Source organism: Streptomyces sp. NPDC107765, from assembly GCF_055657085.1.
The window spans coordinates 67,403-83,213 of record NZ_JBVKBL010000011.1 but is presented as its reverse complement, the minus strand read 5'-3'; the positions used below and the strand labels follow the sequence as shown (position 1 = coordinate 83,213).

10 protein-coding genes are annotated in these 15,811 nt (G+C 74.7%); 4 read left to right on the top strand and 6 right to left on the bottom strand.

The annotated features are described in order from the left end of the window. Positions 1–356 precede the first annotated feature (356 nt). The gene (locus ACZ7MX_RS25420; RefSeq protein ID WP_472135539.1) at positions 357–1,154 is read left to right on the top strand and encodes a TetR/AcrR family transcriptional regulator; all 798 of its coding nucleotides are present in this window, start codon (positions 357–359) and stop codon (positions 1,152–1,154) included. A 110-nt stretch (positions 1,155–1,264) separates the two neighbouring features. Here ACZ7MX_RS25420 and ACZ7MX_RS25415 read toward each other — a convergent pair whose 3' ends face one another. The 6 genes from ACZ7MX_RS25415 to ACZ7MX_RS25390 form a co-directional block, all read right to left on the bottom strand. After that, the gene (locus ACZ7MX_RS25415; protein WP_472135538.1) at positions 1,265–2,494 is read right to left on the bottom strand and encodes a PP2C family protein-serine/threonine phosphatase; all 1,230 of its coding nucleotides are present in this window, start codon (positions 2,492–2,494) and stop codon (positions 1,265–1,267) included. A 198-nt stretch (positions 2,495–2,692) separates the two neighbouring features. Then, on the bottom strand, positions 2,693–3,538 hold the full coding sequence (locus ACZ7MX_RS25410) for an S-methyl-5'-thioadenosine phosphorylase (protein WP_472135537.1): 846 nt from the start codon (positions 3,536–3,538) through the stop codon (positions 2,693–2,695). Positions 3,539–3,572: 34 nt separating this feature from the next. After that, complete coding sequence (gene mtnC / locus ACZ7MX_RS25405) at positions 3,573–4,340, bottom strand: acireductone synthase (RefSeq protein WP_472135536.1); 768 nt, start codon at positions 4,338–4,340, stop codon at positions 3,573–3,575. After that, on the bottom strand, positions 4,337–4,927 hold the full coding sequence (locus ACZ7MX_RS25400; protein WP_472135535.1) for a 1,2-dihydroxy-3-keto-5-methylthiopentene dioxygenase: 591 nt from the start codon (positions 4,925–4,927) through the stop codon (positions 4,337–4,339). The genes mtnC and ACZ7MX_RS25400 overlap by 4 nt, the downstream gene beginning before the upstream one ends. Then, positions 4,924–6,639, bottom strand: a complete 1,716-nt coding sequence (mtnA, locus tag ACZ7MX_RS25395) for an S-methyl-5-thioribose-1-phosphate isomerase (protein ID WP_472135534.1) — start codon at positions 6,637–6,639, stop codon at positions 4,924–4,926. Before mtnA ends, ACZ7MX_RS25400 begins: the two co-directional genes overlap by 4 nt. A gap of 164 nt (positions 6,640–6,803) precedes the next feature. Next, positions 6,804–11,030, bottom strand: coding sequence for a non-ribosomal peptide synthetase (locus ACZ7MX_RS25390; RefSeq protein ID WP_472135533.1), 4,227 nt, complete (start codon positions 11,028–11,030; stop codon positions 6,804–6,806). A 249-nt stretch (positions 11,031–11,279) separates the two neighbouring features. Here ACZ7MX_RS25390 and ACZ7MX_RS25385 point away from each other — a divergent pair, with 249 nt between their 5' ends. The 3 genes from ACZ7MX_RS25385 to hppD are packed head-to-tail and all read left to right on the top strand — an operon-like array spanning position 11,280 to position 15,772. Further along, positions 11,280–14,474, top strand: coding sequence for an amino acid adenylation domain-containing protein (locus tag ACZ7MX_RS25385; protein ID WP_472135532.1), 3,195 nt, complete (start codon positions 11,280–11,282; stop codon positions 14,472–14,474). Beyond that, positions 14,471–14,695: an MbtH family protein gene (locus ACZ7MX_RS25380; RefSeq protein WP_030412366.1), complete on the top strand. Its 225-nt coding sequence runs from the start codon at positions 14,471–14,473 to the stop codon at positions 14,693–14,695. Before ACZ7MX_RS25385 ends, ACZ7MX_RS25380 begins: the two co-directional genes overlap by 4 nt. Before the next feature lie 6 nt (positions 14,696–14,701). After that, entirely contained in the window at positions 14,702–15,772 is a 1,071-nt protein-coding gene (hppD, locus tag ACZ7MX_RS25375) for a 4-hydroxyphenylpyruvate dioxygenase (RefSeq protein ID WP_472135531.1), read from the top strand. Positions 15,773–15,811: the final 39 nt, after the last annotated feature.

Sequence of the window (15,811 nt, the reverse complement as noted above, 5' to 3'; positions counted from 1 at the left end):
TGGGGATGAGTGGGAACCAGTGGGGCCCGTGGGGACCAGTGGGCGCTGGCGGGGACTGACTGGGAGCGGCGGGCACCGGCGGGGCCGGCGGTCGGGACGGGTTGGGTTGGGTGAGGTTGGGTTGGCTGGCTGGCTGGCTGGCTGGCTGGCTGGCTGACGTTAAAGTCAGCCGGTGATCGGGCCTGACGTTAACGTCAGGGGACGGGGGTGGGCAATACCCGGTGTGGAAGGATCGAGCCATGGGTTCCACGGACCGTCGCGCAGAGGTGGATCGTCAGGCACACGTGGCCCGGGGTGCAGAGGGCGAGGGTCACGGGCAGGGGGCTCGGGGTGCGGAGGGGGACCGGCGGGGGCGGGTGTTGGATGCCGCTGTCGAGTTGATCGCCCGGGACGGTTTCGACGGGGTGCGGATCGCGGACGTCGCGCGGCAGGCGGGGGTCTCGACGGCACTGGTGCACTACCACTTCGCCAATCGGGCGCAGCTGCTGACCGAGGCGCTGACGCATTCGCTGAGCCGGGCCGAGCAGCGGCTGGCCCGTAGCGCCGATGAGGTGGAACGGGTCGGTGCGGACCGGCGGTTGGCGGATCTGATCGACTTCGCGCTGCCGTTCACCGATGACGATGTGCGGGAGGCGCGGCTGTGGGCGGAGCTGGAGTCGCGGGCGGCCGGCTCGCCGGAGCTCGCCGAGGCGCTGGCGCGGCTCAACCGGCGTACGGAACAACCGGTCGCCGATGCGGTGGCCGCGGGGCTGGCCGAAGGGATCTTCCACGACTGTGTCCCGGGCGAGGTGGCCACCGCGGCGCAGGCGCTGCTGGCGGGGCTGTCGGTACGGCTCACCGCTCATGACCCGGGACTGGACCTGGCCGGGGTGCGGGAGCTGGCGGGGCGTCAGCTCTCCCGGCTGGTGGGGTACGCGGGGGTGCTGCCGTTCCGTCCGTTGTCGGCGGTGCTACCGGAGTCCGGCACCGGCACCGGTACCGCCAGCAGCACCGGTACCGCCGCCACCACCGGTACCGCAACCGACACCAGCACCAGCACCAGCACCAGCACCAGCACCGACAGCGTGACGGAGCGGGGGGAGTCGACGGGCGCCGGGCGGGCCGCGGTGGGGCGGCGGCGGCGCGCCGCCCGAAGACCGGCCGCCGGGCACTGAGCCCAACCACGGATCCCTGGCGCGACGGCCCCTCCCCCACTCCAGCCCTCCCCGCGCACCAGCCCCCTCCCCCACTCCAAGCCCTCCCCCTCCCCCCTTCCCACCAGCCGCTACAGCACCCCCCGTGGCGCGATCGCCAGGATGGCTACGTCGTCGTGGAAGGTCCGGGTGTGGCGGGGCAGGTCGGTGTTGAGGAAGTCGACGACGTCGGCGGGGCCGGGGGCGGGGCGGCCGGTGAAGTGGTGGCGGAGCCGGTCGAGGAGGGGGTAGAAGGCGCCGTCGTGGTCGCGGGCCTCGATCAGGCCGTCGGTGCAGAGCAGCAGGACGTCGCCGGGGGCGAAGCGGTGGGTGTAGGCGGTGGCGGTCACCTCGGCGAGGGCGCCCAGGCCGAGCGGGAGGGCAGGGGGCCCGAGGAGGGGGGTCACCTGGCCGTCGGAGAGCAGCACCGGTTCGATGTGGCCGTGGTTGACGATCGTCACCTCGCCCGCCACCGCGTCGTACTCGACCAGGACGGCGGTGACGAAGAGTTCGTCGTCGTGCAGTTCGGCGGCCTCGCGGGCCAGCCGGCGTTCCATCCGGGCCGCGACGCCGAGCAGGTCCCCCTGGTCGTAGGCGGCCTCGCGGAAGCTGCCGAGGATGTCGGCGACGGTGCGGACGGCCCGCAGGCCCTTGCCGCGGACGTCGCCGATGATGGCGCGTTCGCAGGTCTTGGTGGCGCGGATGTCGTAGAGGTCGCCGCCGACCATGGTGCCGATCTCGCCCGAGCGGTAGAGGCCGGCCGCGAGCACGTGTCCGACCTGGTGCGGGACCGGCCGGAGCAGGGTGCGCATCAGGGCCTCGGCCACCGAGTTGGCGCGGACCAGGGACTGCTCCTGGCGGCGGCGGTGGGCGGCCAGCGCGACGCCGAGGATGCCGACGAGGGCGGTGGCGATGTAGGCGGCGACGTGGTGGTTCTCCCAGAGCTGGTGGATGTTGTGGCCGGTGCAGCAGGGGGTGCCGGCGATCACGCCTTCGAGTACGAGGGTGAAGGCGGTGACCGCAGCGACGCTGAGGGGTCCCAGGGTGTAGGCGGCGACCACGGGGAGGGCGATGAGCAGGAAACTGACCGCCCATTCGGTGGGGGTGACGGTTTCGAGCAGCAGGACCAGGGCGACGTAGGCGACCGGCAGCCAGCGCATCCAGGCCGGCGGGCGGGGGACCTCGAAGCCGCTGTTCTCCACGATCGCGGCGCGGCGGGGTGCCGACCGGCCGCGGCCCGGCCGGCGGTCGCCGCGGATCCGTTCCCTGACCGGCCGGGGCGACCCGTCGGGCCCCGAACCGTCCGTCCCCGACCTGTCCACCGCGGGCTCCTGACACGACCGTGAGCACGGTCCTGCGACCGTGCTCAAGGCCCTTCAGCGTCGCGTGCCCGAACGGCCCGGCCCGGCCATTACGCCACCTGCGGCATGTCACACCGCACGGACGCACCTGGCGGACGGAACAGCCGGAAACGGGGCGGTCGCCCGCCCGTCACGGCGGACGGGTCTGGGGCCCGCCCGTCACGGCAGTTCGAACGGCAGCTCCAGGCCCGCGAGGGTGGCGGTGCAGCCACAGGTGCGTTCCTTGGGGAGGCGGTCGAGGGTTTCCAGGACGAGGGCGCGCAGTCGCTCGGTGTTCTGGGCGAAGACCTTGAAGACCTCTTCCTGGGAGACGCTCTGGTGGGCGTCGATGCCCGCGTCGTGGTCGGTGACCAGGGCCACGGCGGTGTAGCAGAGGGCGAGTTCGCGGGCGAGGACCGCTTCGGGGTGGCCGGTCATGTTGACCAGGGACCAGCCGGCCGCGGCGTACCACTGGGATTCGGCGCGGGTGGAGAAGCGGGGTCCCTGGATGACGACCATGGTGCCGCCGTCGGTGGCCTCGGTGCCGGTGGCGGCGGCCGCCTCCAGGACCGCTTCCCGGCCGTGCGCGCAGTACGGGTCGGCGAACGAGACGTGGACCGCGCCCCGCTCGTAGTAGGTCTGGATGCGGCCGCTCGTGCGGTCCACGAGCTGGTCGGGGACGACGACGGCGCCGGGGCCCAGTTCGGGGCGGAGTGAGCCGACCGCGCAGGGGGCGAGGATCTGGCGGACGCCCAGGGAGCGCAGCGCCCACAGGTTGGCGCGGTAGTTGATGCGGTGCGGGGGTACGGCGTGGCCGCGGCCGTGGCGGGGCAGGAAGGCGACGCGGCGGCCGCCGATCTCGCTGAGGGTGATCGCGTCGGACGGTTCGCCATAGGGGGTGTCGACGGTGATCCGTTCGGCGTCGGCGAGGAGTTCGTAGAAGCCGCTGCCGCCGATGACGGCGAGTTCGGCGGCGGGGGTGGCGGGGCCGGTCGCGGGTCCGGCGGGGGTGGCGGTGGTGGTCATGTGTCCTGTCTCAATGGGTGGGCCGGGAGGGCGCTCAGGCGGCCGGGGGTGGCGGTGCGGGCGGGAGGTGGTGGAGCCCGGTGAGGTCGCCGTGGACGGGGTGGCCTTCGACGGACCGGCCGCGGGGGTCGTCCGGGCGGCGGACCGCCGCGGTCTGCCAGCCGGCCGCGGCCGCGGCGTCGAGTTCCTCGCGGACGTCGCTGAGGAAGAGCGTGCGTCCGGGCGGGACGGCCAGGGTGCGGCTGATGGTGCGGTAGGAGTCCGGTGCGCGTTTGGGTCCGGCGGTGGTCAGGTCGAAGTATCCGTCGATCAGGCCGGTCAGGTCACCGTGGTTGCTGTGGGCGAACCAGTCGCGCTGGGCCGCCACCGAACCTGAGGAGTAGATGTGGCGGGCGATGCCGGCCGCCCGCCAGCGGGTGAGCGCCTCGGGTACGTCGTCGTAGACGTGGCCGTGCAGGGTGCCGTCGGCGTAGCCGGCCGCCCAGATCTCGCCCTGGAGGGCCTTGAGCGGGGCGGCCTTGACGTCGGCGTCGGCCCAGGCGTGCAGGGCTTCGGCGGCGCCCGCCTCGTCGAGGTCGGGGGTGCCGGTCGCGGTGCGCACGCCGTCGAGGATGTCCGTCCAGCGGGGCTCGCCGCGGTGGGTGGCGAGCCAGCCGGCGATCCGCTTGCGGGCGTACGGGAAGAGCACGGTGTGGACGTGGTCGGCCGAGCCGGTGGTGCCCTCGATGTCCAGGACGACGGCGCTGACGGGGGCACTGACGGGGGCGCGGGGCGGGGTGCCGGGGGCGGGCCGGTCGGTCACGGGGCCGCCGGTTGGGGCGTGCCGACGAGTGCGTCGAGGGTGGGGAAGGAGCGGGCGAGCGGATCGCCGGTGAAGTCGCCGACCCAGCCGTCCTCCTCCTCGAAGAAGCGGATGGCGGTGAAGTCGGGGCGGGTGCCCATGTCGAACCAGTGGCGGGTGCCGGCCGGTACGGAGAGCAGGTCGCCCGCTTCGCAGACCGTGGCGAGGACCTGGCCGTCGAGGTGGAGGTAGAAGCAGCCCCGGCCGTGGGCGAAGAAGCGGACCTCGTTCTCGGCGTGGCGGTGTTCCTCCAGGAAGGTGGTGCGGGCCTTGGCGGCCTGCTCGGCCCAGGCGGGGTCGTCGCTGGGGTGCAGGCGTGCCACGTCGACGAGGCGGAAGCCCTCGCGGGCGCTGAGTGCGTCGACCTCGGCGCGGTAGCGCTCAAGGATCTCGTCGCTGTCGTCCTGGGGCGTGACCGGGCCGCGGACCGGCCAGTGACGCAGCTCGACGCCGTGGCCGGCGAGGGTCTTGGCGATGACCGTGGTGTCGGTGGTGCGCAGCAGCACGGTGTCCGGTGCGTCGTCCGGCATCAGCTGAAGGAGCGTCATGCGGGGTTTCCTTCCGGTGTCGGGGCGGGCCGGGCCGGCCAGTTGCCGTCGTCGAGCAGGAGGAGCCGGCAGATCGCCTCCAGGCACTCCAGCCGGTTGCGGGCCTGGGCCAGGTCCCGGCCCCAGACGGTGATGCCGTGGTCGGCGATGAGCAGCGCGGGCGGTGCCTCCGGCCGGTCCTGGAGGTGGTCCGCCACCTCGGTGGCTATCCTCCCGACATCCGGGTGGTTGGGGAAGACGGGCACGTGGGTGGCCGCCGGGTCGGCCAGTCCGAGGCCCTTGAGGAGTTCGAAGGCGCGCAGCGGGAGCGGGGCCGGTCCGGTGCCGGGGGCGGCGGTCTCGCGGGCCCAGCGGCCGGCCACCGCGGTGGCGTGGGGGGCGTGGACGTGGATGACGGCGCGGGCGTCGGTGGTGCGGTAGACGGCCGCATGGACGGCGGTTTCGGCGGACGGCCGGGGGCCGTCGGAGGCGAGCGGGTCGGCGGTCTCGGCGTGCACGGCGACCAGGTCACGGGCCGTCAGTTCGCCCTTGTCCCGGCCGCTGGCGGTGATCAGCGCGGTCTTGGGGTCGGTGGCGGAGCGGACCGAGATGTTGCCGGAGGTGCCGGGCATCCAGTCCCGTTCGTACAGCGTCCGGGACAGCGCGGCGACCGCGGCGGCGAGTTGCCCGTCGTCGGGGAGGTCCGCGCCGGGAGGGGGTGCGGCGGCCTCGCGGGGGCGGTGCACCCGGCTCTCGGAGACGATCGCGGTGATCAGCTCGCCGGGGGTGACGTCGAAGGCCGGGTTGAAGACGGCGGTGCCGGCCGGTGCGACCGGGGTGCCGGCGAACTCGGTGACCTCGGCCGCGGCGCGTTCCTCGATGGTGATGCCGGCGCCGGTGGGCAGTGCGGGGTCGCGGGTGGATTCGGGGGCGATGACGAGGAAGGGCACCTGGCTGCGGTCCGCGGCGACCGCGAGGCCGTAGGTGCCTATCTTGTTCGCGACGTCGCCGTTGACGGCTATCCGGTCGGCGCCGACCAGGACGCAGTCGACCAGGCCGGCGGCGATCGCGGCGGCGGCCGCGGAGTCGACGCACACCCGGTGCGGCACACCCGCCTCGCGTAGTTCCCAGGCGGTGAGCCGGGCGCCCTGGAGCAGCGGGCGGGTCTCGTCGACGAGGACCTCGGCGACCCGGCCGCGGTCGGCGAGTTCGAGGATCACGCCGAGGGCGGTGCCGACCGCGGTGGTGGCCAGCCGGCCGGTGTTGCAGTGGGTGAGCAGTCGCAGCGGGCGGTCCGGGAGCAGGTCGTCGAGGAGGTCCCCTGCGCGCCGGACCATCGCACCGTTCACCTCGGCGTCCTCGCGGAGCATGGCCAGGCCCTCGTCGAGGACGGCCTGGGGGCCCTCGCCGAGCCGGGTCAGGACCCGGTGGACGGCCCATTCGAGGTTGACCGCGGTGGGGCGGGCGGCGGCCAGCCGCTGGGCGTCGGCGCGTACGGCCGGTTCGTCCAGGGTGCCGTCGGGGCGGCGGTGGCGGTGTGCGGAGAGGGCCACGCCGAGGGCGCCGGCCAGGCCGATGGCCGGGGCGCCGCGGACGGCGAGGGTGGTGATGGCCTCGATGGTCTCGTCGACGGTGCGCAGCCGTAGTTGCCGGTGGGTGTGCGGCAGGACGCGCTGGTCGACGGTGACGAGGGCGCCGTCTTCCCAGTACAGGGAGGGCTGGCTGGCGTTCACGGGCCTGTCACCGCCTTTGTGCGGGCCGGATTTCCTTGGTGGACAAGGTAGTTGGGCGGGATGGCGGCGGTATTGCCGGGGTATTTCCGCGGTCCGGTCTCCGTGGGGCGTCGGCGGCGGGACATGCTCCTCCTTGCGGCGGGTGGGCGGGGCCGTGGCACGGGTCAGGCCGGTGGGGCCGCCGCCTTGAGGGCGGCCTCGACGACCGGGCCGACCTCGGGCATGGCCGCGGCGGTGACGATGCCGGTGTGGTCGGCGCGGACGGCGACGGTGTCCACCCGGCCGTCGAGGAGCGGCTGCCAGGCCTGCGAGGCGGGGCCGGCGGGGTGGTGGCCGGCCGCCGCGTCGAAGCAGAGCACCGGTCCGGAGTAGCGGCCCGGCCGGTGTTCGGCCAGGGCCCGGACGTTGTGCCGGGCGACCTCGACGAGCCGGCCGACGGTCCGTTCGCCGAGGGAGCCGAGGGCGCTGCCGGCGGTGCGCAGCGCGTCGTGCAGGGCGGCGGCCGGGGGCAGGTCGCCGTCCGGTGCTTCGGCGGTGATGCCGTCCAGGGCGAGCGGCACCAGGGTGCGCGGGTCGAGGGTGGTGCCCCAGCCGAGGACATCGCCGGGGTAGGCGTCGAGGAGGACCAGCAGGGCGGGCGGTTCGCCCTGTGCCGCCAGGTCGGTGGCGATCTGCTGGGCGACCGTGCCGCCGAACGACCAGCCGGCGAGGACGTACGGGCCGTGCGGGCGCAGGGCGCGGATCCGGGCGAGGTAGCCGGTCGCGAGGTCGGCGACGGTGCGCGGGCCGACGTTGCCTTCGGTGAGCCGGGGGTCCTGGAGGGCGTGCACCGGGTGGCCGGCCGGGACGTGCCGCAGCAGCGGGGCGTAGGCCCAACTCAGACCGTTGGCGGCGGGGATCAGGAAGACCGGGGGGAGGTCGCCGTCGGCGCGGAGGGTGAGCACCTCGCCCAGCTCGGTGCCGGTGCTGCCGGCGGCCGCGAGGGCGCTCAGTCCGGCCACGGTCGGGGCCCGGAAGAGGTCCTGGACGCCGAGTTCCACGCCGAGCACCGAGCGGATCCGGTGGACCAGGCGGGTGGCGAGCAGGGAGTGCCCGCCGAGTTCGAAGAAGCCGTCGTCGATGCCGACCGGGGGCAGGCCGAGGACCTCCCCGAAGAGGCGGCACAGTACGACCTCGCGGGGGCCGCGCGGGGCCCGGCCGTGGGGGGCCGCGGCGAAGCGCGGGGCGGGCAGCGCACGGCGGTCGAGTTTGCCGTGGGGCGTCAGCGGGAGGGCGTCCAGGGTGAGGAGCGCGGCGGGCACCATGTAGTCGGGCAGCCGGGCGGCCAGTTGGGCGCGCAGGACGGCGGGGTCGGGGGCGGGGCCGTCCGGTTCGGGTACGACGTAGCCGGCCAGCAGTTTCTCGCCGGCGGGGTCAGTGCGGACGGTGACGGTGGCCTGGCGGACGCCGGGCAGGGCGGCGAGCGCCGTCTCGACCTCGGCCGGTTCGATCCGGTAGCCGCGGATCTTGACCTGGTCGTCGGCGCGGCCGAGGAAGAACAGCCGGCCGCGGGTGTCCCGGCGGACGAGGTCGCCGGTGCGGTACATCCGCTCGCCGGGGGCGCCGTAGGGGCAGGCCACGAAGCGTTCGGCGGTCAGGGCGGCGCGGCCGGTGTAGCCGCGGGCCAGGCCCGCGCCGGACAGGTACAGCTCGCCCACGACGCCGGCGGGGACCGGGCGGAGCGCCTCGTCCAGGACGTGGGCGCGGGTGTTGTCCATCGGGCGGCCCAACGGGACGGGCCCGTCGGCGCGTTCACCGGGCTGCCAGGACGTCTGGGTGACGCACAGGGTGGTCTCGGTCGGGCCGTACAGGGCGCGGACGGCGGTGTCGGGGCAGGCGGCCAGGACCCGGGCGACGGCCTGTCCGGACACCGCGTCGCCGCCGGTCAGCACCTCGCGGACGGGTGCGAAGCAGTGCGCGTGGTCCTCGGCGACGGTGCGGAACAGCCCGGCGGTCAGGTGGACGTGGGTGATCTGGTGGCGGGTGATCAGCCGGGTCAGGGCCGGTCCGTCGGGTGCGCCGGGGGGTGCGACGACCACGCAGCCGCCGTTCAGGAGCGTCACCCAGATCTCGTACGTGGCGGCGTCGAAGGCGTGCGGGGCGTGGAAGAGCACCCGGTCGCCGGGGCCGAGGCCCCAGCAGGAGTCGCGGGCCAGGTCGAGGACGCCCTGGTGGGTGGTGCCGATGCCCTTCGGCTCGCCGGTCGAGCCGGAGGTGTACATCACGTAGGCGAGGTGGTCGGGGTGGACGGCGGGCGGTGCGGCGGGCCGGCCGCGGTCCGTCGTGGGGCGGGCGCCGGGGGTCAGGACGGTGTGTCCGGTGGCCGCCGGGTGGTCCCGGTGGGCGGGGTCCGCGAGCAGCACCGGGCTGCCGGCCTCCGCCAGGGCCGCCCGGAGGCGGGCTTCCGGGTGGGCGGGGTGCAGCGGCAGGTAGGCGGCGCCGGCCTTGAGGACGGCGAGCTGGGCCACCAGGAGGTCGGCGGACCGCTCCATGAGCAGCGGGACGGCGGTGTCGGGGGTCACTCCGGCATGGATCAGTTCCTGCGCCAACTGCTCTGCCCGGTGGGCGAGTTCGGCGTAGGTCAGGGCGGTGCCGCCGTGGACCACGGCGGGGGCGTCGGGTGCGGCGGCGGCCCGGGCGTCGAAGGCCTCGACGACGGTGCCGGGTGCGGACGGCCGGAGGGGGCCCTGCCAGTCGCGGGTGATCTGCTCGTGTTCGGTGGCGGAGAGCAGGTCGAGTGCGCCGATGTGCGCCTGCGGATCGGCCGCGGCCCGGTCGAGCAGCCGGAGCAGCCGCTCGCCGAGGGCCTTGGCGGTGGGCTCGTCGAAGAGGGCGGTGCTGTAGGTGAGCGAGAGTTCCAGCAGGTCCTGGCCGGGCCGCTCGTCGAAGGCGAACTCCAGGTCGAACTTGGCGCCCTGGGCCTGCGCGCGGTCCGTGACGCAGGTCGCGCCGGCCAGTTCCAGTCCGAGGTCGCCGCCGTACGCCCAGGAGAGCATCACCTGGAACAGCGGGTGCCGGGAGAGCGAGCGGGGTGGCTGGAGTTCCTCGACGAGCCGGTCGAAGGGCAGGTCCTGGTGGCTGAAGGCCGCGAGGTCGGTGTCCCTTACCCGCGCCAGCAGGTCGCCGAAGGTGGGATCGCCGGAGGTGTCGGTGCGCAGCACCAGCGTGTTGACGAAGAAGCCGATCAGTTCGTCGAGGGTGTCGTCGGTGCGGCCGGACACGACGGTGCCCAGCGGGATGTCGGTGCCCGCGCCCATCCGGGTCAGCAGGGCGGCCAACGCGGCCTGGGCCACCATGAGTTCGGTGGCGTGGCCGGTGCGGGCGAGGTGCCGGATGCCGGCGCGGGTGGTGGCGTCGACGGGGAGGCGCAGGGTGCCGTGGGCGGTGCCGGCCTCCGCCGGGCGGGGGCGGTCGGCGGGCAGCGGCAGTTCCTCGGGCAGGTCGCGCAGGGCGGTGCGCCAGTGGGCCAGCCCGCGGGCGACCGGGGAGCCGGGCACGGACTCCTCGTCGAGTGCGGCGCGCTGCCACAGCGCGAAGTCGGCGTACTGGACGGGCAGCGGCTGCCAGTCGGGTGCCCGGCCGTGCAGCCGGGCGGCGTACGCGGCGGACAGGTCGCGGCCGAGCCGGCTCACCGACCAGCCGTCGCAGGCGATGTGGTGCAGCGCGAGGACGAGCACCCACCGGTCCGGCGCGGACCGCAGCAGCTCGGCGTGCAGCGGGATCTCGGCGGTGAGGTCGAAGACGTGGGCGCTCGCGGCGGCCACCGCGATGGGCAGGGTGTCCGCGGTGTGGTCGGTCACCGGCAGGTCGATGCGCACCTCGTCGGCGGGCAGCACCCGCTGGGTCGGCTCGCCGTCCCGCTCGCCGTAGAGGGTCCGCAGTGCCTCGTGGCGGGTGACGACGTCGCCGAGTGCGGCGGCCAGTGCGCGGTCGTCGAGGGTGCCGGTGATCCGGGTGACGACCGGGATGTTGTAGGTGGCGCCGGGGCCGGCGAGGCGGTCGAGGAACCACAGTCCGCGCTGGCCGGAGGAGAGCGGTACGGGGTCCGGGCGGGGCGTCACGCGGGTCACGGGGTGGTGCACGGGGTCGTCGGCGGCGAGGTGGGCGGCGAGCTTGGCGACCGTCTGTGCGCCGAAGAGCGCCCGCACCCCGATCTTGACGCCGAGCACCGCCCGGATCCGGTTGATCAGCCGGACGGCGAGCATCGAGGTCCCACCGCGCGCGAAGAAGTTGTCGTCGGCCGTGATGTCGGGGGCGTCGAGGATCTCGGCGAACAGACCCCGGAGGATCTCCTCGCGCGCGCCGCGCGGACCGTGCGGTGCGGCGCCGGTGCCGGTGCCGTCCAGTGTCATCGGGAGGACCTCATCCCATTGCGCTCTTGGGGAATTGCAAAAGGAATGTGTGGAAAGGCGATGCGGCGGTCATTCAACCGGCCGCCGGGAATCCGCACAAGCAAGGTCCGGTGTCCCGCCGGCGGGACACCGCGGGTTCCTTGACACCCCTTCCGGCACCGACCTACGTTGCCGAGCGCCGTCGCCGGACCGCGGTGGAAGCCGAATGCCGATCCGGGTCAACTCATCCGTGCCGAAAGGGGATTCGGCTTGCCGGAAGCGCCGAGCACCATCACATCGGTATTCGCCGCCCGGGTGGGCGAGAAGAAGGACGCGCCCGCGGTCGGGCACGGCGGCGGTGCCGCACTGTCCTACGGCGCGCTCGACGAACGCAGTGATGCCCTCGCCCGCGCCCTGGCCGGCTGCGGCGTCCGGCCCGAGGACCGCATCGGCATCCTGATGGAGCGCGGCCCGGACGTCGTGGTCGCCCTGCTCGGCACGCTGAAGGCCGGCGGTGCCTACGCCCCGCTGGACGTCCGCTCCCCCGCCGCCCGGCTGCGGACGGTGCTCGGCGAGTGCGGTACCCACCTGGTGCTGGTAGACACCGCGGAGCGGGCCGCGGCGCTGCGCGCGAGCTGCGCCGAGGACCCCACCGGCGCTCTCGCCGGGGTGGCGGTCCGGGTCGTCGGGGAGCTGCTGGACCGCGCGCCGGCGGACGCGGTGGCTCCGCCGCCGCCCGTGCTGCCGCAGCAACTCGCCTACGTCATCCACACCTCGGGCTCGACCGGCCGCCCGAAGGGCGTGGCGATCAGCCACCGGGACGTGGTGGAGTTCGCGGCCGACGACTGCTGGGCCGGTATCGACGCGCGGGTGCTGCTGCAGTCGCCGCTGGAGTTCGACGCGTCGGTGTACCAGATCCTGGTGCCGCTGCTGCGCGGCGGGACCGTGGTCGTCGCGCCGCCGGGGCGGCTGGATCCGGCCACGCTGGTGCGGACCCTCGCCGCGGAGCGGATCACCTCCACGTTCATCACCCCGTCGATGTTCAACCTGATGACGGAGGAGTCCCCGGACGCCTTCGGGCACGGCTGCCAGGTGTGGATGGGCGGCGAGGTGGCGTCGCCCAGCGCGGTCGCGCGGACGCTGGCGGCCTCCGGCCCGGGGTCGGTGGTCAATGTGTACGGGCCGACCGAGGTGACCGTCTTCGCCACCCGGCACCTGGTCACGGAGGTGGGTGACGGGCCGGTCCCGATCGGCTCGGCGCTGGCCGGCGTGCGCACCCATGTGCTGGACGAGCAGCTGCAGCCGGTCGGCCCGGGCGAGGTGGGCGAGCTCTATCTCGCCGGGCGGGGCGTGGCCCGTGGCTACTGGGGGCGGCCGGAGCTGACCGCCGGCCGGTTCGTGGCGGACCCGTTCGCGGGGGACGGCAGCCGGATGTACCGCACCGGCGATCTGGTGCGGTGCCGCGCGGACGGACTGCTGGAGTACTTCGGCCGTGAGGACAACCAGATCAAGCTGCGCGGTTTCCGCATCGAGCTCGGGGAGATCGAGCACCAGCTGACCCGCCGGGACGACGTGGCCCGGGCGGCGGTCGTTCCGCTGCCCGACCACCACGGCGGCAAGAACCTGGTCGGGTACGTCGTCCCGGCCGCGCCCGCCACCGCGGCGACCGTCGGGGAGGACTGGCCGGCCCGGCTGCTGGACGCGCTGCGGCTGGCCCTGCCCGGGCACATGGTCCCCGCCGCCTGTGTGGTGGTGGACCGGCTGCCGCTGACCAACAACGGCAAGCTGGATGTGCGGGCGCTGCCGGCGCCGGTGTTCGAGGGTGCCGGGCGGGCCCCGCGCAACGAGACCGAGCGGCTGCTGTGCCGGGTCTTCGCGGACGTGCTGGGCGTGGACCGGGTCGGCATCGACGACAGCTTCTTCGCGCTGGGCGGGCACTCGCTGACCGCGACCCGCGCGGCGGCGGGCATCGGCGCCGCGCTCGGCGTCCGGCCGGGCCTGGAGGATCTGTTCGCGGCGCCGACGGTGGCCGGGCTGGCGGCGCGGCTGGAGCACCGCAAGGAGGCCGGGCCGGCGGCCCGCGTCCCGCTGGTGCCCGGCCCGCGCGAGGGCCGCGCCGAACTGTCGCACGCGCAGCGGCGGTTGTGGCTGCTGTACCAGCTGATGGGGGACGCCGACCCGGGCTACCACATCCCGCTGGTCCTCCGGCTGCCCGGCCCGGTGGATACCGACGCGCTGCGTGCCGCACTGGCGGATGTGACGGCCCGTCATGAAAGCCTGCGGACGGTCTTCCCCGCCGACGGTGAGACGTCCCACCAGGTGGTCCTCGACCCGGCCGACGCCCGGCCGGAACTGACCGTCACCGACTGCCGGCCGGCCGAGGTGGACGGGCTGCTGTCCCGCGCCGTCCGTGCCCCGTTCGACCTGGAATGCGAGCTGCCGCTGCGGCTGGCGCTGTTCCGCACCGGCGAGGAGGACGTGCTGCTGGTGGTGTGGCACCACATCGCCGCCGACGGCTGGTCCTTCACCCCGTTCTTCCGCGATCTGTCCCGGGCGTACGCCGCCCGGCGCGCGGGCACGGCGCCCGATTTTCCCCCGCTGCCGGTCCAGTACCGGGACTACGCCGCCTGGCAGCACCAAGTCCTCGGCGACCGCGACGATCCGGACAGCCCGCTCGCGCAGGCGCTGGCCCACTGGCGAGCCGCGCTGGCCGGGATCCCGCAGTGCACACCGCTGCCCGGTGACCGGCCGCGTCCGGAGGTGGCCGGCGGTGCGGGCGACGTGGTGGAGTTCGTGATCCCCGCGGAGCTGCGCCGGGCGCTGGACGAGCTGGCCCGGACCAGCGGCTGCACGCTGTTCGTGGTGCTGCAGGCCGCGCTGGCCGGGCTGCTGACCCGGCTGGGCGGTGGTGAGGACATCGTGGTGGGGACCCCGACCGCGGGCCGCGCGGACGAGGCGCTGGACGATCTCGTGGGCTTCTTCGTGAACACCGTGGTGCTGCGCACCGACACCTCCGGCGATCCGCCGTTCGGCGAGCTGCTGCACCGGGTGCGGCAGGCGTGGATCCCCGCCTACGCCCATCAGGACGTCCCGTTCGACCTGCTGGTGGAGGCGGTCAACCCGCCGCGGAGCCTGGCCCACCACCCGGTGTTCCAGATCGCGTTCGGGCTGCTGAACACCGCCGGGTCGGCGCTGGTGCTGGACGGCACCGCCCATGAGTGGCGGCTGGCCGGCTCCGGTGCGGCCCGCTTCGACCTGGCCTTCGACCTGGTGAGCCGGACGGCGCCGGACGGCGCGCCGGGGGCGCTGGACGTCAGCCTGGAATACGCGACCGAGTTGTTCGACCGTGCCACCGTGCAGCGGCTGGCGGACCGTTACGTCCGGCTGCTGCGCGAGGTGGCCGCCGATCCCGACCGGCGGCTTGGCGCACTCCCCCTCGATCCTCCTGAAAGGTCATCGTCATGAATCCCTTCGACGACACGGACGGCACGTTCAAGGTCCTGGTCAACGCCGAGGGCCAGTACTCCCTGTGGCCCGCGTTCGCCGAGGTCCCGCCGGGCTGGGAGGTGCGGCTGGACGACCGCGGGCGGGCGGAGTGCACCGCGTACATCGAGGAGCACTGGACGGATCTGCGGCCGGCCTCCCTGGTCGCGGCGATGGCTGCGGCGCAGGACGGCAGGGGCTGACCCGGGATGTCCGCGCCGACCTCGGTCCCCGCCGGACCGCTCCGCCACCTCCGCCTCGACCACCTCGGCTTCGCGGTCGGTGATCTGGCGGCCGCCGCGGAGCCGTTCACCGCGTGCTACGGCTTCGGCGTCCTGGACCGGTCCCCCGGTGTCTCCGGTGCCCCGGGGGACGGGGTCCGTACGGTGGCGGTGGGTGCCGGCGGCATCCGGCTGGTGCTGACCGCCGCGCAGGACGCCGGGCATCCGGCCGCCCGGTACGTCGCGCGCCACGGCGACGGGGTCCGGGACATCGCGCTCGGGACACCGGACGCGACGGCCGCGTTCGCCGAGGCGGTGCGGCGGGGCGCCGAACCGGTGGCCGGTCCGGCCGGGCGGGACGGGGTGGTCACCGCCTCGGTCGTCGGCTTCGGGGACGTGGTGCACACCTTCGTACAGCGGCCGGTACCGGCGGCCGGTGCCCCCGGCCCGGCGGCCACCGGGTTGCACGGGATCGACCACCTGGCGGTGTGTCTGGAGCCGGGGCGGCTGGGACCGACCGTGGAGTACTACGAACGCGCGCTGGGCTTCGCCGCGGTGTTCACCGAGCGCATCGTCGTCGGCGCGCAGGCGATGGACTCGGTCGTGGTGCAGAACGACGCCGGGACCGTCACGCTGACGCTGATCGAGCCGGACACCGGCCGCGCGCCGGGCCAGATCGACCGGTTCCTGGCCTCCCACGGCGGCGCCGGGGTGCAGCACGTCGCGTTCGCGTCGGACGACATCGTGCGCTCGGTGCAGCTGCTGGCGGCGCGCGGCATCGGTTTCCTGGACACCCCCGGCACCTATTACGACCTGATCCCGGGCCGGCTGACGCTCTCCCGGCACTCCGTCGACGAGCTGCGGGACCTGAACGTGCTGGCCGACCAGGACCAGGACGGCCAGCTGCTGCAGATCTTCACCCGGTCCGGGCACCCGCGCGGCACGCTGTTCTTCGAGGTCATCGAGCGGCTCGGCGCCCGGACGTTCGGCAGCGGCAACATCAAGGCGCTGTACGAGGCGGTGGAGTTGCAGGAGAACAGGTCGGACGCGACCCGGTGAGGACGCCGTCCGGTGCGCCCGTCCGGTCCGCGGCCGGGC